At 71.9% G+C, this 21,973-nt stretch carries 19 protein-coding genes, 1 tRNA gene and 1 riboswitch; of the genes, 5 read left to right on the forward strand and 15 right to left on the reverse strand.

Going from position 1 to position 21,973, the window contains the following annotated elements:
- Positions 1 to 16: 16 nt before the first annotated feature.
- The 8 genes from IEX37_RS05890 to IEX37_RS05925 form a co-directional block, all read right to left on the reverse strand.
- Positions 17 to 445: a pilus assembly protein TadG-related protein gene (locus IEX37_RS05890; protein ID WP_229663100.1), complete on the reverse strand. Its 429-nt coding sequence runs from the start codon at positions 443 to 445 to the stop codon at positions 17 to 19.
- Positions 442 to 885 (reverse strand): TadE family protein, encoded by a 444-nt coding sequence (locus IEX37_RS05895; protein WP_188755312.1) that lies wholly within the window; start codon positions 883 to 885, stop codon positions 442 to 444. Before IEX37_RS05895 ends, IEX37_RS05890 begins: the two co-directional genes overlap by 4 nt.
- A gap of 37 nt (positions 886 to 922) precedes the next feature.
- On the reverse strand, positions 923 to 1,327 hold the full coding sequence (locus IEX37_RS05900) for a TadE/TadG family type IV pilus assembly protein (RefSeq protein WP_188755434.1): 405 nt from the start codon (positions 1,325 to 1,327) through the stop codon (positions 923 to 925).
- A 34-nt stretch (positions 1,328 to 1,361) separates the two neighbouring features.
- Positions 1,362 to 1,562, reverse strand: coding sequence for a hypothetical protein (locus IEX37_RS05905; RefSeq protein ID WP_188755313.1), 201 nt, complete (start codon positions 1,560 to 1,562; stop codon positions 1,362 to 1,364).
- 122 nt (positions 1,563 to 1,684) lie between these two features.
- Complete coding sequence (locus IEX37_RS05910) at positions 1,685 to 2,629, reverse strand: type II secretion system F family protein (RefSeq protein WP_188755314.1); 945 nt, start codon at positions 2,627 to 2,629, stop codon at positions 1,685 to 1,687.
- Positions 2,626 to 3,486, reverse strand: coding sequence for a type II secretion system F family protein (locus tag IEX37_RS05915; protein ID WP_188755315.1), 861 nt, complete (start codon positions 3,484 to 3,486; stop codon positions 2,626 to 2,628). Before IEX37_RS05915 ends, IEX37_RS05910 begins: the two co-directional genes overlap by 4 nt.
- The gene (locus IEX37_RS05920; protein ID WP_229663101.1) at positions 3,483 to 4,655 is read right to left on the reverse strand and encodes a TadA family conjugal transfer-associated ATPase; all 1,173 of its coding nucleotides are present in this window, start codon (positions 4,653 to 4,655) and stop codon (positions 3,483 to 3,485) included. The genes IEX37_RS05915 and IEX37_RS05920 overlap by 4 nt, the downstream gene beginning before the upstream one ends.
- Before the next feature lie 86 nt (positions 4,656 to 4,741).
- Positions 4,742 to 11,215: a Spy0128 family protein gene (locus tag IEX37_RS05925; RefSeq protein WP_188755316.1), complete on the reverse strand. Its 6,474-nt coding sequence runs from the start codon at positions 11,213 to 11,215 to the stop codon at positions 4,742 to 4,744.
- 151 nt (positions 11,216 to 11,366) lie between these two features.
- On the opposite strand from IEX37_RS05925, the gene IEX37_RS05930 reads away from it, so the two are divergent.
- Positions 11,367 to 11,448 (forward strand) — tRNA-Leu (locus IEX37_RS05930).
- A 93-nt stretch (positions 11,449 to 11,541) separates the two neighbouring features.
- Complete coding sequence (locus IEX37_RS05935; protein WP_188755317.1) at positions 11,542 to 12,288, forward strand: DedA family protein; 747 nt, start codon at positions 11,542 to 11,544, stop codon at positions 12,286 to 12,288.
- Between the two features lie 52 nt (positions 12,289 to 12,340).
- On the opposite strand, the gene ku is transcribed toward IEX37_RS05935, so the two are convergent.
- Positions 12,341 to 13,240: a non-homologous end joining protein Ku gene (gene ku, locus IEX37_RS05940; protein WP_188755318.1), complete on the reverse strand. Its 900-nt coding sequence runs from the start codon at positions 13,238 to 13,240 to the stop codon at positions 12,341 to 12,343.
- Between the two features lie 78 nt (positions 13,241 to 13,318).
- Between ku and IEX37_RS05945 the strand changes: the two genes are divergently transcribed.
- Positions 13,319 to 15,847 (forward strand): ATP-dependent DNA ligase, encoded by a 2,529-nt coding sequence (locus IEX37_RS05945; protein WP_188755319.1) that lies wholly within the window; start codon positions 13,319 to 13,321, stop codon positions 15,845 to 15,847.
- A 24-nt stretch (positions 15,848 to 15,871) separates the two neighbouring features.
- Here the strand turns inward: IEX37_RS05945 and IEX37_RS05950 are convergent, their stop codons facing one another.
- Positions 15,872 to 16,792, reverse strand: coding sequence for a cation diffusion facilitator family transporter (locus IEX37_RS05950; protein ID WP_188755320.1), 921 nt, complete (start codon positions 16,790 to 16,792; stop codon positions 15,872 to 15,874).
- A 106-nt stretch (positions 16,793 to 16,898) separates the two neighbouring features.
- The gene (locus IEX37_RS05955; protein ID WP_188755321.1) at positions 16,899 to 17,225 is read right to left on the reverse strand and encodes a DMT family transporter; all 327 of its coding nucleotides are present in this window, start codon (positions 17,223 to 17,225) and stop codon (positions 16,899 to 16,901) included.
- A gap of 9 nt (positions 17,226 to 17,234) precedes the next feature.
- A riboswitch (guanidine-III (ykkC-III) riboswitch) is annotated at positions 17,235 to 17,300 on the reverse strand.
- A 71-nt stretch (positions 17,301 to 17,371) separates the two neighbouring features.
- Here IEX37_RS05955 and IEX37_RS05960 point away from each other — a divergent pair.
- Positions 17,372 to 17,998, forward strand: a complete 627-nt coding sequence (locus tag IEX37_RS05960; RefSeq protein ID WP_188755322.1) for a LysE family transporter — start codon at positions 17,372 to 17,374, stop codon at positions 17,996 to 17,998.
- Between the two features lie 30 nt (positions 17,999 to 18,028).
- On the opposite strand, the gene rdgB is transcribed toward IEX37_RS05960, so the two are convergent.
- From rdgB to murI, 3 genes are all read right to left on the reverse strand, one after another.
- Positions 18,029 to 18,622, reverse strand: a complete 594-nt coding sequence (gene rdgB / locus IEX37_RS05965; RefSeq protein WP_188755323.1) for an RdgB/HAM1 family non-canonical purine NTP pyrophosphatase — start codon at positions 18,620 to 18,622, stop codon at positions 18,029 to 18,031.
- Positions 18,622 to 19,359, reverse strand: coding sequence for a ribonuclease PH (gene rph / locus IEX37_RS05970; RefSeq protein WP_188755324.1), 738 nt, complete (start codon positions 19,357 to 19,359; stop codon positions 18,622 to 18,624). Before rph ends, rdgB begins: the two co-directional genes overlap by 1 nt.
- A gap of 65 nt (positions 19,360 to 19,424) precedes the next feature.
- Positions 19,425 to 20,246, reverse strand: coding sequence for a glutamate racemase (murI, locus tag IEX37_RS05975; RefSeq protein WP_188755325.1), 822 nt, complete (start codon positions 20,244 to 20,246; stop codon positions 19,425 to 19,427).
- A 107-nt stretch (positions 20,247 to 20,353) separates the two neighbouring features.
- Here murI and IEX37_RS05980 point away from each other — a divergent pair, with 107 nt between their 5' ends.
- The gene (locus IEX37_RS05980) at positions 20,354 to 21,685 is read left to right on the forward strand and encodes a nicotinate phosphoribosyltransferase (protein WP_188755326.1); all 1,332 of its coding nucleotides are present in this window, start codon (positions 20,354 to 20,356) and stop codon (positions 21,683 to 21,685) included.
- A gap of 19 nt (positions 21,686 to 21,704) precedes the next feature.
- Here IEX37_RS05980 and IEX37_RS05985 read toward each other — a convergent pair whose 3' ends face one another.
- Positions 21,705 to 21,971 (reverse strand): DUF3039 domain-containing protein, encoded by a 267-nt coding sequence (locus IEX37_RS05985; RefSeq protein ID WP_188755327.1) that lies wholly within the window; start codon positions 21,969 to 21,971, stop codon positions 21,705 to 21,707.
- Between the last annotated feature and the right edge of the window lie 2 nt (positions 21,972 to 21,973).

Below are 21,973 nucleotides of genomic sequence, written 5' to 3' on the forward strand. Positions count from 1 at the left end.
GCGTCGCGTCGCACGTTCAGTCCAGCGCCGTGCGGCTGGTGGCGATCGCGCGCAGCGGCACGCCGTCGGGCACGAACGGCGCGAGGATCGGTGGTCGCCATGCCGTGGCCAGCTCCACGCGCGCGGAGATCCCGTCGTCGCTCGTGACGGACACGAGGGATGCACCGCCGGGCGCCGTCTCGACGATCGCCCGGGCCTGCTCGCGCATGCGGGGCTCGTCGAGCAGGGCGCGCGGACGGCCGTCCTGCAGCACGAGACTGAACCCGTCCGCCGCGGCGAGGGCCGCGGCGTCGGCGAGCGCGTCCAGCCGCTTCTGCGCCAGGTACAGCGAGGTCGCGTTGGCGCACACGAGGATGAGCGCGATCGCGAGCACGGCGTAGCCGAGCGCGAGCGGGAGGATGCTCCCCCGCTCCTCGGCCAGCAGCGGCGCGCGACCCCGGCTCACGGCGCCTCCCAGAAGCGCGAGACCTTCTGGATCGACGTCGCCTCGACAGGGACCCGCGCGACCCGGTCGAGCCCGAGGGCCGGCGGAACGAGCGGGAGCGGCACGTCGGCCGACACGGTCACGACGACCGTCCCTCCCGGAGCGGGACAGTCGCCGGCGGCCGGCAGGCACTCCACGCGCACGCGAGCCTCGCGGACGCCGTACTCGCGCACGACGGATGCCAGCACGGCGTCCGGAGCTCCCGCGGCGGCATTCCCGGCCGCGATGGCGCGTGCGGTGAACCGCGCGGCCGACTCCACCCCGAGCGCCTGGGACTGGATCTGGCCGAGAGCGAGCACCAGGTACACCAGCGGCACGAGCGTGAGCAGGCCGATCGTGAGGAACTCCAGTGCCGCGGAGCCCGTCTCGTCCGCGTGGGCGCGCGCGAGTCGGGCCCGCACGCGAGACGTACTGGCGCGCAGGCGGGCTCGCACCGCGTCACGGCAGTGCTTCGACGGGAGCACGCGCGGTCACCTCCAACGCCTCAGGCACCCCGAGCAGCCCGATCACGGGAAGCGTCGTGCGCACCGTCACCGCGATCGAGGGGACGCCCGCGGCGAGCTCGCGCGTCGCCGTGACGTCCCGCGCGTACTCGGAGCCGATGGCGAGCTCGATCACCCGGCGAGCGCGCTCCACCCCCTGCGCCGGGACGGCGTCCGCGAGAGCCGCATGATGCGCGCCCTCGACGGCCGCGTCGTGCACGACGTTGCGGACGTACACGGCCAGGCCCAGCTGGAGGACCGCGAGGGTGAGCAGCGTGAGCAGTCCCCCGACGAGCACGAACTCCGCCGGCCCGGACCCGCGTTCGGCCTCGCGCGCTGCGCGGCAACTCGGCCCCGGGATGCTCACGAGTCGCCCCCGTTCGCGGGACCGGTTCTCATAGTCCCGTGACGCGCGAGATCGCCTGCTCGAACAGTCCCGACAGCGCGGGACCGGCGAGCGCCCAGATCAGCACGACGAGCCCCGCCGTCATGAGCGTGATCAGCACCCAGCCGGGGACGTCGCCGCGCTCGTCGGCGCAGATGTCGCCCCATGCCGTGCGGACGCGCCGCAGCAGCCGCGAGCCTTCACGTTCCATCTTCTTCCCCCTCCTGCTTGTCTTCACCAGGTCCTCGTCTTCCAGGTCCTCGTCTTCCAGGTCCTCGTCTTCACCAGGGCTTCGGCGCGATGCTCTCTCGTCCCGGGTACCGTCGCCCGGGCTCACCCCGCCCCGAGCCGGAGCATGAACACCCCGGGAAAGACGGCGAACAGGACGCTGAGCGGGAGCAGGCCGAACACCAGCGGAAGGAGCATCAGGATCTCCTTGCGCCCGGCGGTCTCGATGAGCGCGCGTTTGGCCTCCTCGCGAGCGTCGGCGGCCTGGGACTGCAACGCTTGGGCGAGCGGCGCGCCGCGATCCAGCGCGGCGACGATGTGCTCGACGGCCCGAGACAGGGCCGGGACACGCAGGCGCCGCGACATCGCCGTGAGGGCGTCGGGCAGGCTCGAGCCCGTGCCGACGTCGAGCAACGCCGCGCGCAGCTCGGCGGTGAGCTCGCCCGACCCGAGCGCGCCCACGCGGCGAAGGCTGTCGAGGATCCCCTCCCCCGCGGCCAGGCACAGGGCGAGGAACTCCAGCACCGTGGGCAGCTCGTCCGCGATCCGCGCGGCGCGGGCCCGGGCGCGTGCGGTCAGGATCGCGTCGCACGCGAGCACCCCGGCCGCTCCGGACAGCAGCGGCAAGAGGAGGCTCGGGCCCGCGAAAGCGCCCGCCATCGCGAGCGCGGCGACGAGGACCGCCCCCGCCGCCACCCCGCCGACGCCCCAGGCGAGCTGTGTGGCGCGGAACGCGACCGGATCCACGGGTCTGCCCGCCTGCGCCAGGCGCGTGGCGAGCGTCTCCGAGGATCCGATCGCTCGGACAATTCCTCCCGCCGCCCGTGCCGCCAGCACCGACCAGCTCGTCGCTCCGGCTCGCGGCGCGTCGGGGATCAGGGGCCACGCGGTCGTGCCGGCCGGGTCGGTGACCTCGCGGATGTACGGCGCGATGCGGCGGGACAACGACGGAGCGCCGATGCGGGGCACCAGCACGAGCAGGAGGCACACGCCCGCGCCGAACCCGCCCCCGAGCAGCATCGCGACGGCGCCGTCGGTGATCCACGTCATGCGAACCACCTCCGCGGCTCGGGGAGCCGCCCGATGCGGATCATGACGCGGTACGCCACGAACGAGACCGCCGCGCCGCCGATCACGAGCGCGACGCCCTCGGGGCTCGAGTACGCCTCCGCGCCCTCGGGTCGCAGCGCGAGCAGCGCCAGGACGACCCACGGCGCCACGACCCCGAGGACGGCGGCGCCCTTCGTCCACGACTGCCGGGACTCGACCTCTCCGCGCAGCGCCGCATCGGCGCGCACCGACGCGGACAGCGCCCGCAGGACCGGCACGAGCTCGGTGCCGCCCACCTGGCGTGCCATGCGCAGCGTCTCCACGATGCGATCCGCCATCGGATCGGCGAGGGCGGCCTTGAGTAGATCCGCGCTGGAGTCGAAGTGACCCGAGGCCGCGATGTCCCGTTCGAACCTTGCGAACGCGGGCCGCAGGCTCGGCGGTGCCGACACGGCCAGGCTGGCGACGGCATCCGGGAGGGACATCCCCGCGCGGACGGACGCGATCAGGAGGTCGCACACATCCGGCCACAGCGCGCGTCGGGCCCGAAGCAGGCGCGAGCGACGGGCGCGGAGCCAGGCGATCGGCGCCCAGCCCCCCACCGCGAGCCCGAGCACCGCGAGGGCCAGGACGCCCGTCGCCAGCCAGGCGACCGCGGCCGTGACGAGTCCTGCCGCGATGCAGCCCAGCAGCAGGACCCGCTCGGGAACGTGCGCGAAACCCGCCGAGGCCAGGAGCCGCCCGAGCGCGCTCGCACCGGGGCTCCGTCGAGGCGGACGGGGACGCCGCGGCCACAGCCACGGCGAGAGCGTGAGCAGCAGCCCCGCCGCGAGCACGGCTCCCCACAGGACGGTCATCGGCTCGCCTCCCGGTACGGGGCTCGGTAGAGCGTCTCCGTCTCCGGCAGCTCGCCCAGGATGCGTCCCGTGGTCCGCACGATCTCCGCCACGCGGCGCTCGCCGGATCCGGTGCGCTCGCAGTGCACGACGAGATCCACGCTCGACGCCACGGCGTGGAGGACGAAGCCGCGATCGATGTTGCGTCCGGCGAGCAGCGGGAGCGCGGCGAGCTTGCCCAGCGCATCCACCGCGGAGTTGGCGTGGATCGTCGCCGCGCCGGGCACGCCGGTGTTGAGAGCCAGCAGGAGATCGAGCGCCTCGGCGTCACGCACCTCGCCCACGACCAGACGGTCGGGACGCATCCGCAACGCCTCCTTCACCAGGCGCCGCAACGTGATCTCGCCCGTGCCCTCGAGACTCGGCTGCCGTCCCTGCAGCGCCACGAGATCCGGGGCGTCGACACCGAGCTCGAAGGTCTCCTCCACCGTGATGATCCGCTGCTGGGGCGGGCACGCCCCCACGAGCGCGCCGAGCATCGTCGTCTTGCCCGCGTGCGTCGCCCCCGACACCAGCACGCTGCGCCCGTCCCGCATCGCCTCGGACAACAACCCCGCCGCCTCCGGGCTGAGCGAGCCGAGCTGCACAAGCCGGTCGAGAGAGCGATAGCCGGGCAGGAACTTCCGGATATTGACGGCCCAGTGCTTCCGGGCGATGCCGCCGATCACGACGTGCAGACGGGAGCCGTCGGGTAGCGACGCATCCACGAACGGCTGGCTCAGGTCGACGCGGCGCCCCGTGGAGTGCAGCATGCGCTCGACGAGATCGCGCACAGCGGCGTCCGTGAGCGCGACCGGCACGCGCTCGGACACGCCGCCCCGCGCGACGAAGACCCGGTCCGGGGCGTTCAGCCACAGCTCCTCGACGGTCGGATCGTCCAGATACGGCTGCAGCGGCCCGTAGCCCGTCACGGCCGCCACGACCTCGCGCACGCGCGCGGGTTCGTCCTCCAGGGGCGCCAGGCCCCGCGCCAGGGCGAGATCGTTGTGGTGCCGCAGCTCGGAGCGCGCCACGCGGGCGACCGCCTCGGGCGAACCCGACGGGTCCGTGCGGTCGGCCCGCAGCCGTTCGCGCACACGCTCGACGAGGGTCGCCGTCGCGCGACCGGTTTCGTGGAGAGGATGCGTCACGCCGTCATGATCGCAACGCGCGCATCCCCTCCGCCGAAGTTGTCCACAGGGCCGCCTGCGGTTGCGCGCCTGCTACCCCGCCGGGGTCACTCGTCCTGCGCGCCCGGCTCGGAACCCGCCTCTCGCGTGCGCCGGCGGTGCCGCGACGCCAGCAGGAGCGCTGCGCCGAGCAGGAGCGCGATGGCCGCCCCGGCGATCGTCCACGTGGCGATCTCGCTCCCCGTCGCCGGCAGCGGGCGCCCGGGCAGGAGAGGACCGGGGTCCTCCGGCCCGCCGGCCCCCGGAGGCGTGCCCGGGTCCGTCGGCGGCGGGGTGGTCGGGGGCGGCCCCGGCGGCTCCTCGGGCACCCAGGTGTTCACGAACACGACGGCGTCCGCCGGCGTTCCGGTCGGCGCGCCGCCGTCGTCGGCGGCCTGTGTGTACGACACCTCGGTGACCAGCCCACCTGCCGCCTCGGCGACCTCGACGGTCACGTCGTACACGGCCTGCGAGTACGTCATGCCGTCGCTCGGAGCGGACGGCACGACCTCCGCGATGCGATAGGTCCAGGTGCCGATGTCCACGTACTCCATCGCCGGGAACACGGGTGCACGCTGGTCGGCCGTCGCCGTGACCGTGGCGACGCCCCCGACCGCGCCATCCGGCAGAGGCGCCGTCGCCGCGTTGTCGCCCGTCGCGGTGAGCGTGAACACGAACGCGTCGTCCGCCGTCCAGTCCCGGCCCTCGATCCGCTTCTCGACGGGGATCTCGACCTCCGCCGGCGGCAGATGCCGGTTCGTGAACACGGGCGTCTCGGCGGCGCCCGTCCCGGGGCCGCCGTCGTCCGCCACCGTCTGCTCGATCGTGGTCTGCGCGGACAGGGCGCCGTTCGGGGCCTCGGTCACGGTGACCGTGACGAGATACTCGGCGAGCGACCAGCGCTCGCCCGGGCCCGTGGGGTCGGGAACCTCCTCCGCCACCAGGTACGTCCAGGTGCCGGGCCCGGTGAAGACCATCTCGCCGAACGTCGTCGTGTGGTCGGGGGTGGCGTTCGTGATCGTGACCGAGGCGATGCCGCCCTGGGCTCCGGGCGGGAGCGGGGCGGTGCCCGCCTCCGGCCCGGTCGGGGTGAGGGTGAAGATGAACGCGTCGTCCCGGCTCCACTCGCGACCGGTCACCACCTTCTGCACGGGGATGTCGGCCGTCACGGTCGGCTCCTCGTACAGATTGGTGAACACGGGCGTCGGGTGATCGCCCGGCACCGTGTCGCCGCTGCCGTCGTCGGCCGTCGCCTGCGTGATCTCGTGGGACACGGTGAGCCGATCATCTTCGCGCTGCACCAGGACGCTCACGACGTAACGCGCCTGCGAGTACGTCACGCCGGCGAGAGGATCGGCCGGCGGCCGCTCCACGATCTCGTACTGGTACAGGCCCGGCTCGGCGTACTCGATCTGGCCGAACTCGGTCCCCTGGAACTCGGCGCCCACGGTCACGGACGCGACGCCGCCCACGGCGTCGGCGGGCATCGGCGCTCCGGCTGTGATCGGGCGGAGGTCGAACGTGAACTCGTCGTCCGCGGTCCAGGCGTCCACGCCGTCCGCGTCCACGAAGGCCTTGGCCACGGGGAACGCGTCGCGCACCGGGAGCGGCGTGTAGGTGTTCGTGAACGCCATGTCCGAGGCCGGTGCGCCGACGGTCCCGCCTGCGTCGTCGAGCAGCTGGACGATCTCGCTCGTCGCGGTCAGCGATCCGGCGCCGTCGTCGGCGACCGTGACCGTGATCTGATAGCGCGCCTGCGAGTACGTCACGCCCTCCGCGCCGGGGCTGGGCGCACGTTCGAAGACCTCGTACGTCCAGGTGCCCACGGTGCCGTAGCGGATGTCGCCGAAGACAGCGGTCCAGTCGGGCGCGACCGCGGATGCCGCGGCCTCGCCTCCGACCGCGTCGCCCGGCATCGGCGTCGTGGCGGCGGCCGGACCGGTCGGCACCAGCACGAAGTCGAAGCGGTCGTCGTCGCGCAGCGCGCGCCCGTCCAGCCCCTTCGTCGCCTCGAAGCCGTCCAGGACCGCCGGCGCAGCGGTGTACGCGTTCGTGAACAGCGCGTTCCCGGTCACGGCCTCGGACGTCGTCTCGCCCGCATCTCCGACCACGCGGGTGACCTGCCGGTCCAGGGTCATCGTGCCGTCGCCGTTGTCGGCGACCGTCACGACGACCTCGTACCGGGCCTGGGAGAAGGCGACGCCGTCCCCGACTCCCGTCTGCTGTTCGGAGATGACGTACGTGTAGACGCCCGGCTGCGTGTACACGATGTCGCCGAACGATGCCGCCAGCCCCGGCGTGTCGGCATCGATCGTCACCGTCGCGGTCGGAGGCGTGCCGCTCGCGCCACCCGGCATGGGCGTGCTCGCCGCGCCGGGCCCGGTCGCCTCCAGCACGAACGTGAACGCGTCCCCACCCTGCCAGGGGCGCCCAGTGAGGTCCTTCTCGACGCCGAACGCGTCCGAGACCGGCTCCACCGAGTAGGTGTTGACGAAGTCGAAACGCGGGTCGCCGGAGATCGCGACCGCGAGCGTGCCGTCGCCGTTGTCGGTCAGGGTGACCGTGAAGGTCTGCGGGTCGCTGTCCACGCTCACGCCCGGCGCCGCGCCCGCTTCCGTGCGGCGCTCGGTCACCTCGTACGTGAAGGTGCGGGTCGGCTCCCCGCCGAGCAGGTCGAGCGAGAACGTCGCGGAACCGAAGTCGACCAGTCCCTCGGCGTCGTTCACCTCCTCGACGAAGCGGTCGGCTCCCACCCCCTGCGTCCCGTCCGGCATCGGCGCGATAGCGGCGAACTCACCCACGGGGCGCAGCACGAAGGTGAAGTCCCCCTCGATCTCGCCGATGGCCAGCGCAGTGCCCGGAGCGTTCTGGAGCGTCTTCAGAGCGTAGAACGGCACCGGCACGTCATCGGTCGCATACGTGTTCGTGAACTCCACCGCCGGGCGGCCGCCGAGATAGGGCTCGGCGTCGACCGTCCCGTCGCCGTTGTCGCGGATCAGCACCCAGACGTTCTCGACCGTGCGCCCCGGCGTCACCCCCGGCGGCAGGTTGTCAGTGACCTCTGCCACACGCAGCCGCAGGATGACGATGTTGCCGCTGCGCGTGGCCCAGCCCTGCTCCACCGCCTCGAGGAGTTCCGCGGTGGTCAGACGCAGCGGCTGGTCACCGGGCGTGGACGGATCGGCATCGAACTGGATCGCGCCCGGCTCCCCCGCGGCGGCCGCCGCGTTGGTGCCCGTCGCCAGGGTGCGGGACGGATCGTTCTGCGGCGTGATGACGAAGGTGAAGTCCCCCGCGTCGAGCGGCTGTCCGCTCAGGGACTTCGTCGCCGGGATGACGAACTCGGCCTCCGTGGCGTACTCGTTCACGAAGGCGACGGTGGCGGCGCCGTCCGCCGCATCCGGCGGGATCGTGCCCGTCGCGGTGCCGCCGCTCGGGCTCGCGACCGAGTAGCCCGGTGGCAGCCCGGTCTCCGTGACGGTGAACGCCGCGCCCAGCGGGAGGTCGTAGATGCGCGCGGTCTCCCCGTGATGCAGCACGATCTGGGCGACGCCGCCGGCGAACGCGACCATCTCCGCGCGCGTCTCGGCGCCCGTCGCCGCGTCGACGTACGCCACGCGGTACTCACCGTCGGGCAGCCCGTCGACCGCCACGTCGAACGTGAACTCCCGCTCGCCGAGGTCCGGAAGGTAGCCGGGGGCGGGCTCCTGGACCGACTTCGAGATCTCCAGCGCCGAGCGGTGGTCGGTGATCACGACGGTCTGGTCGATGCTGAACGAGCCCGAGATGTCCGTGTCGGCCGTGACGCCGCCCGTGTCCTGCGCCGGATAGATGGGCACATCGCTGTAGCCGTGCTCCGTGCGCAGCACGACCGGATCGCCGTCCAGCCCCACATAGGTTCCGTCGTCGGCCGCCTGGTCGTACTGCAGGTCCGCTTCCGCGACCGGGGCGGACCAGGAGTCGGGGGTCGGCGAATCGGCGGTGACGAGCGCGGCCCGCACCGCGCTGAGGTCCGCCAGACCGGACACGCGCGTCATCGCGTCGTTCATGCCGCGCCCGATGATGGGCTGCGAGATGCGGCGGACGACGTGCTCGACGGCGACGCTGTCGAGGGGGTCGGTCACCTCGTCGCCCGCATCGATGCGCACGCCGTTCCGGTCGAGCCACGCCGGAATGGGGTGCACCGGCAGGTAGCCCTCGGGCGCCTGCGTCTCCCGGATCTCCAGCGCACCCGTGCGCGTGCAGCCCTCCGGCGCGACGTACGGGGCGATGTCGGCCGGCGTGAGGGTCAGCTCACCGGACGCATCGGTGGTCAGGGTGCTCGACCCCTGCGTCCACGCCCGCGTGCCGTCCTCGCACTCGATCTCGCCGAACACCGTGAAGGAGGCGCCGGCGAGCGGGGCTCCGCTCGCGTCGACTTTGCGCAGGTGAAGCTGATCGAACGACCGGTTCGGGATGCGGACGTCGGCGACCCGGTTGCGCTGGAAGTCCGCCGTGTCGAGGAGGCGGCGCTCGTCGCCGTCCTGCATGTACACGAGGAGGACGTATCTCGCCCCGCTGTTGTCGGCCCCTGGCGTCCAGTACTCGCGCAGCAGGCCGGGCAGGTCGTCCAGCTCGGCGCGGTACGTGCCCGAGTCCGGGTGCAGCCACTGCGCGTCGACGCCGTCGAGCCCGCCCGTGATGACGCCCTGCGCATTGGTGGTGAGCGCGTTTCCGGCCGCCATCTCGAACGAGCCGTCGGCGTACGCCCAGCCGTCGTCATGGCTGCCCGTCAGCGGGTGATAGGTGCCGTCCGGGCCGATCGCCGCGACCAGGGCGTACATGCCGTTGCCCCCGTCGGCCGGGCTGGAGGCAGTGACCTCCCGCATGTCCAGGTCCCCGACGGCGGTCCCGTCTGCGGTCACGATGTCGACCACGTTCGACGCGGGCCGCACCCAGGTGTCGAACGAGATCCACACGCCCGTCTGGGCGTAGTTGACCACCTCGAGCCCGTTGGAGCCGGCCACGTCGTCGAGCAGCTCGGAATAGCGGATCTGCACGTCGTTCGACAGCGCGCGGTATCCGATCGGCGTCGCGGTCTCGCGCAGCACGAAGTACTCGGTCTCGTACTCCCCGAAGTCCACCATGCTGCCGTCGGGGTGCAACAGCGGGAAATCGCCCACGGATCCCGGCGCGCTGCTCGTGGTGTACTCGCCGATGAGGCACGGAGCGGCGGGCGCGTCGGTGCAGAGCGGCTCATCGCCCGTGACCTGATAGTCGGAGCCGGTGTTGTAGAGGGCGAAGGAGGCGCCGGCGAGCGGCTGACCGTCCTCGGTGACCTTGTGCCCGGTCGAGACGGGCAACGTGTTGAGGTTGAACTCGAGGGACATGTTCGAGACGTAGTTGCCGCGCTCGAGGTAGAAGAACGCCAGCTCGTGCACGGTGTTGTCGCCGAACGCGCCCTCGTTCCAGCCGGGAAGCGTCGACGTGCGCTGCCCCGACACGCCCTCCACGGACGTCGTCACGACGCCCGTGGCGAAGTTGATCGAGCCGTTCGCGATGCCGTGCGTTCCGCCGAGGTCCATCGCAAGCTGCCCGTCGACGAAGACCCAGACGTCGTCGTCGCCCGAGAAGTTGAAGACCATGTCCTCGGTCGTTCCCTGGGGCGTCTGCACCCGGCCGCCCGGCGGCTGGTAGAACGACGCGCGCATCGCCATGCCGAAGTAGTGGTTCAGGCGCGGATCCTCGACGGACATGTTGATCGGCGTCTCGCCCGCGAACACCTCGTCAGGCGAGTTGAAGGGAAAGAACTGGCCCACCGTCTGCCCGCTGCCGCTCGGGCGCATGGCCGAAGGCCGGTCGTACACCTCGAAGCGGCCGTTCGCGTCGTCGAACCACGCGTAGTTCTCCGCCGAGTCATAGCGCAGGAAGCCGGTGTCGTAGTCGTACTGGAACAGGTTCGGGTTGTTCACGTCGTACGACGCCTTGCCCGGGTTCTCCACCGCAGGGTCGAAGAGGTACCCGAGCGACTCGCGCGGATTGGAGCCGAAGCGGTCCGAACGGGCGGCGACGACCGGCATGCCGTAATCCGACAGGCTCGGCTCGACCGTTCCCGTACCGACGTTCTGGATGTCGCCTCGGTTGCCGTTCGGGATCGTCTTGTTGATGCTGAGCGTGTTGTAGACACCGAGGTCTCGGTTGTAGCAGTCGGTCCATTTGATCTGCTTGCCGAACTTCAGCACGTGTCCGGTCGGGAAGAAGTCGCTGCCGGCCGGTGCGCCGTTGATGCCCGCGCGGTAGTACGACGGATCGCACCCCGCCATCGCGGTGTCCGGAGACGACTGCGTGCCCGTGACCCAGTAGTCGAACATCGTCATCGTGACGCCCGCAGGGTTGTTCACGGTCTCGACCGTGGGCGGCGCGGCCGCGGCCGGTTGAGCGGGAACCACGACGAGCCCGGCGACCGCGAGGAGCGTGGTCAACGCCCCCGCGAGCATCCGGCGCGGCACGCCGCGCCTCGCCTCCGCGATCCGTGGACGTCGACGACGTATGGGCTGATCCATGCAGGTCTCCTCGCTCGTCCCCCCGCGCGGGCGTGTTGACACTTGCCGCACACGATACTCACAGATGCATGTCAGCAACAGGGTCACCGGCCAACAGGCATGCCGATATGGCGAAGGCGGCCGGCGCGGCGGTCGTTACACTGAACGTCACGCGGGAGTGGTGAAATTGGCAGACACGCAGGATTTAGGTTCCTGTGCCTCCGGGCGTGTGGGTTCAAGTCCCACCTTCCGCACGGCCGGTCGAGAGCCGGGACGAGCATGCTCGTCCGAAAGCCCCTCCCCGCGACCCCACGCAGCACACGCCATCACCCGAGACGAGACCCCCGTTGCGCCCGACCGCACTCATCCCCTGGCTGGACCCGCAATCCATCATCGAGGCGGCAGGTCCATGGGCCCTCCTCGTCGTGTGCCTCATCGTGTTCTCGGAGACGGGCCTGCTCGTCGGCTTCCTGCTGCCCGGCGACACGCTCCTGATCATCGCGGGCGTGCTGACCAACACCGTCAACGTGTTCGGCGTGAACATCTGGGTGGCGAGCGGCCTCATCGCACTGGCGGCGTTCGTGGGCGGCGAGGTCGGATACATGATCGGTCACAAGGGCGGGCCCGCCGTGTTCGAGCGCAAGGAATCGGGCCTGTTCAGCACCAAGAACGTCCAGCGCACCAACGCGTTCTTCGAGAGGTTCGGCGGGCTCACGATCGTGGTCGCCCGCTTCGTGCCCATCGTGCGCACGTTCGCACCGGTCGCGGCCGGGGTCGGCCACATGCCGTGGCGGCGATACACGCTCTACAACCTGATCGGGGCCCTGCTGTGGGGTTTCGGGCTGACCATGCTCGGCTACCTGATCGCCTTCATCCCGTTCGTGAGCGACGTCGTCACCGAGTACATCGACGTCATCCTGATCGCGGCCGTCGGCGGGACGGTGCTCGTCACGCTGTGGCACTACCTGGCCGAGCGGCGCAAGGCGAAGACCGTCGTCGCGCCGCCGCCCGCCGAGGAGCTCGTGCTCGAGCCGGAGGTCTTCGAACGTGGCGCGGACCTCGACGGCGACGGACGCCCGGACATCCGCCTCTGACCTCGACCTCTGACCGCCGGACGCCACGGCGCCGACATCCGGGGAGGCCCGGCTAGGACGCCTTCTTGGAGCGCTTCCGCTTGGGCTTGTCCGCGTCGCCGTCACGCGCCTCGCCGGCATCCGCTTCGCCGCCGTCCGCGTCCTTCTCCCCGTCGGCCTTTCCGCCGCGGGAGGCCCGGGATCGCTCGACGCTGGCGCGCAGCGCCTCCATGAGGTCGATGACCTCGCCGCCTTCCTCGCTCTCCTCGCCGAAGGTCGCGTCCGTGTCGATCGCGTCGCCCTTCTCGAGCTTGGCCTGGATGAGCGTGCGCAGCTCCTTCTGGTACTCGTCCACGTACTCGTCGGGGTCGAAGTCGCTCGAGAAGCTCTCGACGAGACTCGCCGACAGCTCGAGCTCCTTCTTCGAGATCTTCACGTCGGTCTCCAGCGACGGGAACGCCGCCTGTCTCACCTCGTCGGACCACAGCAGGGTCTGGAGCATGAGCACGTCGCCGCGCACGCGCAACGCCGCCAGACGCGTCTTCTGCCGGAGGGAGAAGCGCACGATCGCCGTGCGGTCCGTCTGTTCGAGCGTGCGGCGCAGCAGCACGTAGGCCTTGGGCGACGCCGAGTCGGGCTCGAGGAAGTACGACTTGTCGAACGTGATGGGGTCGACCTGCTCGCTCGGAACGAACTCCACGACGTCGATCTCGCGGCTGCGCTCGGAGGGAAGCGACTTGAGGTCCTCGTCGGTCAGGACGACCGTGCGGTCCCCGTCATCGTACGCGCGGTCGATGTCCGCATACGCCACGATCTCCCCGCACACCTCGCAGCGACGCTGATACCGGATGCGCCCGCCATCCGCGTTGTGCACCTGGTGAAGCGACACGTCGTGGTCCTCCGTCGCCGCGTACACCTTCACGGGCACGTTCACGAGCCCGAAGGTGAGCGCACCTTTCCAGATCGACCTCATGAGCCCAGTCAACACCCGTCACACCCGTCACGGCCAGGGGCTTGATTCCACCGCTGCCACACGCCATAGCCTGAGTGCATGTCACCCTCCGAGCGCGACGCCGCACCACAGACGGTGCGCGTCGGAGGGCGCCGCCTGCGCGTGACGAACCTCGACAAGGTGATGTACCCGGAGACGGGCACCACCAAGGGCGAGGTGATCGACTACATGTGGCGCATCGCCCCCGTGCTGCTGCCGCACGTGGCGGGGCGGCCGGTCACGCGCAAGCGCTGGGTGGACGGGGTCGGCACGGTCGCGGATCCCCTGCCGTCCTTCTTCGCGAAGGACCTCGAGCGCGGTGCGCCCGAGTGGATCCCGCGTGTGACGATCGAGCACTCGACCGGGGGCAAGGCCTACCCTCTCGTCGACGACGCCGCCACGCTCGTGTACCTCGCGCAGGTCGCCAGCCTCGAGCTGCACGTGCCGCAGTGGCGCATCGCCGCCTCAGCCGACACCGGGCACTCCGGGCCGGACGGCGGCGCGCCGGGGCTGCCCGACCGGCTCGTGCTCGACCTGGATCCCGGGCCGGGCATGGGGCTGCCCGAGTGCGCGGAGGTGGCGCGGCTGGCTCGCGACATCCTGCACGGCATGGGTCTGGACCCGCTGCCGGTGACGAGCGGCAGCAAGGGCATCCACCTGTACGCGCGGCTTCCCGGTTCTCAGACGAGCGCCCATGTCTCGGCCGTGGCGAAGGCCCTCGCTCAAGCTCTGGAGGCGGACCACCCGAAGCTCGTGGTGAGCTCGATGAGCAAGGCCGTCCGACCGGGTCGCGTGCTCGTGGACTGGAGCCAGAACAACGGCAAGAAGACGACCATCGCGCCCTACTCCCTGCGCGGGCGCCCCAAGCCGTGGGTCGCCGCTCCCCGCACGTGGGAGGAGCTGGAGGACCCGCAGCTGCGCCACCTCCGCTTCGACGAGGTGCTCGACCGAGTCGAACGGATGGGAGACCCCCTGGCGGCCCTGGCGGCCGGCACCGGCGGCGAGCCGGGCGCGCTGCGCGCGTACGCCGCGAAGCGCGACCCCGCCCGGACGCCGGAGCCCATGCCCGAGGACGCCGCCCCGGCGGCGAGCGGACAGCACCCGCGGTTCGTGATCCAGCGACACGAGGCTCGGCGGCTCCACTTCGACCTGCGGCTCGAGCGCGACGGCGTGCTGGTGAGCTGGGCCGTTCCGAAGGGCGTGCCGGAGACGAGCGGGCGCAATCACCTCGCCGTACAGACCGAGGACCACCCCCTGGCCTATGCGACCTTCGAGGGCGAGATCCCCCGCGGCGAGTACGGCGCCGGACGCATGACGATCTGGGACGCCGGCGCCTACGAGCTCGAGAAGTGGCGCGACGACGAGCTCATCCTCACGCTGCACGGCCGTCCCGGCGGCCCGCTGGGGTCCGCGCGGCTCGCCCTGATCCGCACGAGCGGCCAGGGCGAGAAATCCCAGTGGCTCCTGCACCGCACGAAAGAGCAGCCCGGCAGGTCGGCGCCCGCCGCGTCGCAGGCCCAGGCCCTCTCCGCGGACGGTGCTGCATCGTCCGCGGATCCGGCGGATCCGGCGGATGCGAATCCCGCGCCGGCCGAGTCCGAGCCTTCGAAGCCCGAGGGGGCCGGATCGCGTCCGCCCGCACCCATGCTCGCCGCGCACGGGTCCGCGGGGCTCGCGCGCTCGATGGGCGCGGACGCGTGGGCCGAGATGAAGTGGGACGGCGTGCGCGCGCTGGGCGTGTGGCGGGGCGGACGCCTGCGGCTGTTCGCGCGCAGCGGCACCGACATCACGGAACGCTATCCGGAGCTCACGGCTCCCGGTGCCGCGCGGTTCGAGGCGGCCGACGCCGTCGTCGACGGCGAGGTCGTCGCGCTCGACGGCGGGGGACGGCCGAGCTTCTCGCTGCTGCAGAACCGCATGCACCTCAGCCGGGATCACGAGATCGCGGCCGAGATGCGCCGAACGCCCGTGCGGCTGTACCTCTTCGACGTGCTGTCGGCGGACGGCGCCGATCTCGTCTCGCGTCCGCTGGCCGACCGGAGGGGCGTGCTGGAGCGCATCGCCGCGGCAGCGGGCGACGCGATCGCCGTGCCCCCGGTGTTCGACGATGTCGAGCACGCGCTGGCCGTGGCGCGGGAGCACGATCTCGAGGGCGTCGTGGCGAAAGACCCGCGCTCCCCCTATCGTTCCGGCAGGTCCGACCGGTGGCTCAAGCTGAAGCTGACCCGTACGCAGGAGGTCGTGATCGGAGGAGTCCGTCCGGGCCGCGGGGGACGCAGCGGCACGATCGGATCCCTCCTGCTGGGCGTGCCGGACGATGAAGGGCTGGCCTACGTGGGCCGCGTCGGGACGGGGTTCAGCGAGCGCGCCCTGCGCCAGCTGTCCGCCACGCTCGAGCCCCTGCGCGCGGAAGCGAACCCCTTCCACGGGGTGCCGGCGCCCGACGCCCGCGAGGCGCACTGGGTGCGGCCCGAGCTCGTCGGCGAGGTCGAGTTCGCGGAGTGGACACCGGGCGGAAACCTCCGCCAGGCCCGTTGGCGGGGCCTGCGCCCGGACAAGGCTCCGGGCGACGTCGTGCGTGAGCCCTGACGCCGCAGCGACGCCGGCGCGAACTCAGCGGTGGGGTGCGCTGTCCCGGTCCTCGTGCCCCACGGGCTCGAGCTGGATCGTCGAGTGGGCGACGTCGAAGTGATCCGCGAGACAGCCCTGCAGTTCGGCGAGGAGACGGGATCCCCCGTCCTCCGCGAGAGCGTCGCGCTCGACCACGACGTGTGCCGTGAAGACGGGCGCGCCCCGGGTGAGCTGCCACACGTGCACGTCGTGCACCTCGCGCACGCCCGGAGCCCCGAGCAGGTGCTCGCGGATGTCCGCGACCTCCGTGCCCCGCGGCGCGGACTCCGACAGCACGGATACGACCTCGCGCAGCAGCCCGATCGCGCGCGGCACGATGAACGCCGCGATCACCAGCGACGCGACGGCGTCGGCCCGGGTCCATCCCGTCAGGAGGATGACGACCGCGGCGGCGATGACCGCCACGGATCCCGCCAGGTCGCCCAGCACCTCCAGGTAGGCGCCCCGCACGTTCATGTTGCGCTTCTGCGCATGGCTGAGCAGCCACGCCGCGACCGCGTTCGCGACGAGTCCGGCGAGCGCGACCGCGAGCATCCAGCCGCCCGCGATCTCCGCCTCCCCCGGGGCCAGCAACCGCGTGACGCCCTCGAACGCGATCCAGCCGCACAGCGCGATCAGCACGACGGCGTTCACCAGTGCGCCGAACACCTCGGCGCGCTGGTAGCCGTACGTGCGGCGGTCGTCGGCGGGCCTGGCGGCCACCGTGCTCGCGACGAGTGCGATGAGCAGCGCGGCGGCATCGGTGAGCATGTGCGCGGCATCGGCGAGCAGCGCGAGCGACCCGGTGAGCAGCGCGCCGACGACCTGCACCACGAACACGCTCGCGGTGATGGCGAGCGAGATCGCGAGCAGGCGGCGGCTGTCGCCGCTGCGGACACCGCGGGGGATCGCGTGGTCGTGCATGCCCCCAGGCTACGGCGGCCGTTGTGCCGGTCAGGCCCGATTCCGGAACTCGGGAACGATGCCGATTCTCAGTCGCGCGGAGCCCCCGTGCGGGGCGCCGGCCGGGTCAGTGCCCGGGGTCGGTCACGAGCTTCAGCCCGATCACGCACGCCACCAAGCCCAGGATCAGCAGCGTCTTGATCCAGGAGACGGGCTCGGCGCCCGTGGCCATCGCATAGGCGACCGTGAGCGCCGCGCCGATCCCGACCCACACGGCGTACGCCGTGCCCGTGGGGATCTCGCGCATCGCCCAGGCGAGCCCGGCCATGCTCGCCACCAGCCCGACGGCGAAGACGACCGAGGGCCAGAGCTTCGTCAGCCCCTGCGAGCGTCCGAGCGCCGTGGCCCACACGGCCTCGAGCACACCGGAGAGGATGAGGACGATCCATGACATGGCCTGCTCCTTGGCAAGTCTTGTCGCGCACCGGGTACTTGACCATCGTCCGGGAGCCGCATCCCGCAGCTCTCTTCCATGATGCCGCCTCACCCTGAGCACCACCAAGGCAGGTCACGGGTTCGTCACACGCCTAGGATCTTCTGGTGTCGTTCTCGCTCTGGCTCACCCTCGTCGGGGCGGGGATCGTCATCTCCCTGACGCCGGGCGCGGGCGCCGTCAACACGATGGCGAACTCGATCGCCTCCGGCTGGCGCCGCTCGCTCTGGGGCATCCTCGGGCAGCAACTCGCGCTGCTCGTGCACATCGTTATCGTCGCCGCCGGTGTCGGCGTGCTGGTGGCGAGCTCGCCGCTTCTGTTCGACGTCATCCGTTACCTCGGGGCCGCGTACCTGATCTTCCTCGGCGTCCGGCAGTTCCTTGCGCGCCCGGTCGTCGGAGCGGACGGCGTCACGGTTCCGCCCCGGCCGGAGCGCGCCCTGCCGATGCTCCGGCGGGGCCTGCTCGTGAACCTCACCAACCCCAAGGCGATCGTGTTCTTCGTCGCCTTCGTGCCCCAGTTCGTCCGGCCCGACCAGCCGCTGCTGACGCAGTACGCCGTGCTCGCCGCGACCGTCGTGGTCATCGACGTCACGGTGATGTGGTTCTTCTTCGCCACCGCGGCACGCGGACTGGCCCGCCTGACGACGAGCGCATCGGGACAGAAGTTCCTCGGACGCCTCTTCGGCTCGCTGTTCGTCGGTGTCGGCGTGCTGCTCGCCGCCGTCCACTGACGGCCCGTGCCGTCGCTGGCGGCCGCGTGGTCAGAGCGCGGCGAGCAGCGGCTCGAGCGCGATGAACGCGCGAGCGCGATGCGAAGCGGCGTTCTTCTCCGCCGCGCTCCACTCGGCCACGGTGCGTTCCGGGCCGTCCTGACCGGCGGGGATGAAGACGGGGTCGTACCCGAAGCCACCCTCTCCGCGCGGTTCCCGGGCCAGTCGCCCCGGCCAGATCCCCTCGACCGTGTGCTCCTCCCCTGCGGGCGTCACCAGCGCGATCGTGGAGTTGTAGTGGGCTCCGCGATGGGGATCGCGGACGTCGGCGAGCTGATCCAGGAGCAGAGCGAGATTGGCGGCGTCGTCCTTCGCGTGGCCCGCCCAGTAGGCCGAGAACACCCCGGGCGATCCGCCGAGCACGTCCACGCAGACCCCGGAGTCGTCGGCGAGCGCCGGCAGTCCCGTGTGCACGGCCGCCGCACGTGCCTTGATGAGCGCGTTCTCGGCGAACGTCGTGCCGTCCTCGACGGGTTCCGGGCCGTCGTACGGCACGACCTCCAGGTCGGGCCGGACGCGCGCGACGATCCCCTGGAACTCCGCGACCTTGTGCGGGTTGTGCGTCGCCAGGACGATCCGCGACATCACGCCCCCTCGCCCAGGACAGCCCGCTGGTGCGCGCTCAGCTGAGCGGCTCCGGCGACCGCGAGCTCGAGCAGGGCGTCGAGCTCGGCCTTGTCGAACGGCGCGCCCTCGGCGGTTCCCTGCACCTCGACGAACAGCCCGCGGCCGGTGACGACCACGTTCATGTCAGTGTCGGCGCGCACGTCCTCGACGTACGCCAGGTCGAGCAGGGGCGCGCCGTCGACCACGCCGACCGACACCGCGGCCACGGAATCGCGCAACACCTGGGCCTTCTGGCCGATGAACTTCTTCTGGCGGCCCCACTCGATCGCGTCGGCGAGCGCGACGAACGCGCCGGTGATCGCCGCCGTGCGCGTGCCGCCGTCGGCCTGCAGCACGTCGCAGTCGATGACGATCGTGTTCTCGCCGAGCGCCTTGGTGTCGACCACCGCGCGCAGTGCCCGTCCGATGAGCCGCGAGATCTCGTGCGTGCGACCGCCGATGCGTCCCTTCACGCTCTCGCGGTCGTTGCGGGAGTTGGTGGCGCGCGGGAGCATGGCGTACTCGGCCGTGACCCATCCCTTGCCCTGGCCCGTGAGCCAGCGCGGCACGCCGTTCGTGAACGACGCGGTGCACAGCACCTTCGTGCCGCCGAAGCTGATCAGCGCCGAACCCTCCGCCTGGGCGCTCCACCCCCGCTCGATCGTGATGGGCCGGAGCTGGTCGGGGGTGCGGCCGTCCGCGCGCGTGATGGTCATGGGCTCCTCGTTCGGTCGGGTGCGGAAGATCGGTCGGGTGCGGAAGATCGGGTGCGGAAGATCGGTCAGAGCGATGTGAGGTCGATCGCGCCCGTGCGCACCAGGCGCACGTCGCGGACCTCGCGTCCCAGCAGGCGGTTCGCGAGCCGTGCGAAGTCGTCGGTCGCGGCCCCGGTGGCCTCGTACTCGTGGCGCGGCACGGCGTCGGGCCCCGCCAGCAGGTCGCGGCTGACGAGTTGGCGGTAGACGTCCTTCGCGGTCTCGGAGTCGCTCGAGACGAGCGAGACGTCCGGACCCATGACGTAGCTGATCGCGCCCTTGAGGAACGGATAGTGCGTGCATCCCAGCACGAGCGTGTCCACATCCGCGTGCCGCAGCGGCGCGAGGTAGTCCTCGGCGACCGCGAGCACCTCGGGAGAATCGGTCCTGCCCTCCTCGACGAACTCGACGAAGCGGGGGCACGCGGCCGTGAAGACCTCGAGCGCCGCGTTGACGCCCAGCATGTCCTGGTATGCCCCGGAACCGATCGTGCCCTCGGTCCCGATCACGCCGATCCGCCCGTTGCGCGTGGTGGACATCGCGGTGCGCACGGCCGGGCCGATCACCTCGGCGACCGGCACGGAGTACCGCTCACGGGCATCCCGCAGCATCGCCGCGGAGGCGGTGTTGCACGCGATGACGAGCATCTTCACGCCCTGCTCCACCAGCGTGTCGAGCACCTCGAGGGCGTAGCGCCGGACGTCCGCGATCGGCTTCGGGCCGTAGGGCGAGTGCGCCGTGTCTCCGATGTAGAGGATCGACTCCCGGGGGAGCTGGTCGCCGATCGCCCGCGCGACCGTGAGACCGCCCACCCCCGAGTCGAAGATCCCGATCGGCGCGTCGTTCATGATGCCCCAGCGTACCCGCGCCGCCTCACCACCCCTCCGCCAGGCACACGACGCCCGCGTGGTGTCGGTCGGTCCTGCGCGCGCGGGGCGGGGCTAGGGTTGCCCCTATGAGTGCCTCGACGGCTCTGCTGACCGACCGCTATGAGCTGACCATGCTCGACGCCGCGCTGCGGGACGGCACGGCCCGTCGCCACTGTCTCTTCGAGCTGTTCGCCCGGCGGCTGTCGGGCGGTCGTCGCTTCGGCGTCGTGGGCGGCACGGGTCGGCTGCTGGGGCTGCTGCGGGAGTTCCGCTTCGGCGAGGACGAACTGCGCTACCTGCGCGACGAGCGGGTCGTGAGCCCGGAGGCCGTCGCGTATCTGGAGGGCTACCGGTTCACCGGCTCGATCACGGGGTACCGCGAGGGCGAGCTGTACTTCCCGGGCTCCCCCGTCCTGACCGTTGAGGGCAGTTTCGCGGACGCCGTGATCCTCGAGACGATCGCCCTGAGCGTCATGAACCACGACTCCGCCGTCGCGACGGCCGCCGCCCGCATGAGCGTGGCCGCCGGGGACCGGCCGCTCGCCGAGATGGGCTCGCGGCGAGCGTCGGAGTCCGCGGCCGTCGCCGCCGCGCGCGCGGCCTACGTCGCCGGCTTCAGCGCGACGAGCAACCTCGAGGCCGGGCGCCGCTGGGGCATCCCCACCATGGGGACGGCGGCGCACTCCTGGACGCTGCTGCACGACAGCGAGGAGGACGCGTTCCGCGCGCAGGTCGACGCGCTCGGTCCGGGCACCACACTGCTCGTGGACACGTACGACATCGAGCGGGGCGTGGAGACGGCGATCGCGGTCGCAGGGACGGGCCTCGGCGGCGTACGCATCGACTCGGGCGACCTGCCCGCCGTCGCCGCGTCGGTCCGCGCCCAGCTCGACCGGCTGGGGGCGACGAAGACGCGGATCACCGTCACGAGCGACCTCGACGAGTACGCGATCGCCGCGCTCGCGGCCTCCCCCGTGGACGCGTACGGGGTCGGGACGTCGGTCGTCACGGGGTCGGGCCACCCCACGGCCGGGATGGTCTACAAGCTCGTCGCGCGTCAGGGAGCCGACGGCGGCTGGGTCTCGGTCGCCAAGACAGCCGAGGGCAAGGGCTCCCAGGGCGGCCGCAAGACCGCGTTCCGTCGCCGGACCGACGGGGTCGCGCAGAGCGAGTTGATCGAGGTCTCCGACGGCTTCGAACAGGCGGCTCAGCCGTCGGCCTACCCGGATGCCCGCCCGCTGCAGGTCCCGCTCGTGATCGACGGCGAACCCGTCGCGGAACACGAGGGACCGGCGGGGGTCGCGGCCGCGCGCGAGCACCACCTGCGCGTGCGCGAAGAGCTCCCGATCCGCGCGCTGGCGCTCAGCCGCTCCGACCCGGCCATCCCCACCGTCTACGTGGACGCCGGCGACTCCTGAGCGGCGACCGGCGCGGCGGTCACGAGTTGAGCGACTCGTAGATCTCCTTGCACGTCGGGCACACGGGGAACTTCTCGGGGTCGCGGCCGGGGGTCCACTTCTTGCCGCAGAGCGCCCGCACGGGCTTTCCCGTGATCGCGGACTCGAGGATCTTGTCCTTCTTGACGTAGTGCGAGAAGCGCTCGTGATCGCCGGGCTCGCTCGTCTCCTCGCGCAGCAGCTCCTCGAGCTCGCGATCGAGGAGGGCGGTACCGCCCTGGTCGGGGCTGTCAAGCGGGGTGCTCATAG

Source organism: Microbacterium album (genome assembly GCF_014643695.1).
Taxonomy (GTDB): Bacteria; Actinomycetota; Actinomycetes; order Actinomycetales; family Microbacteriaceae; genus Microbacterium; species Microbacterium album.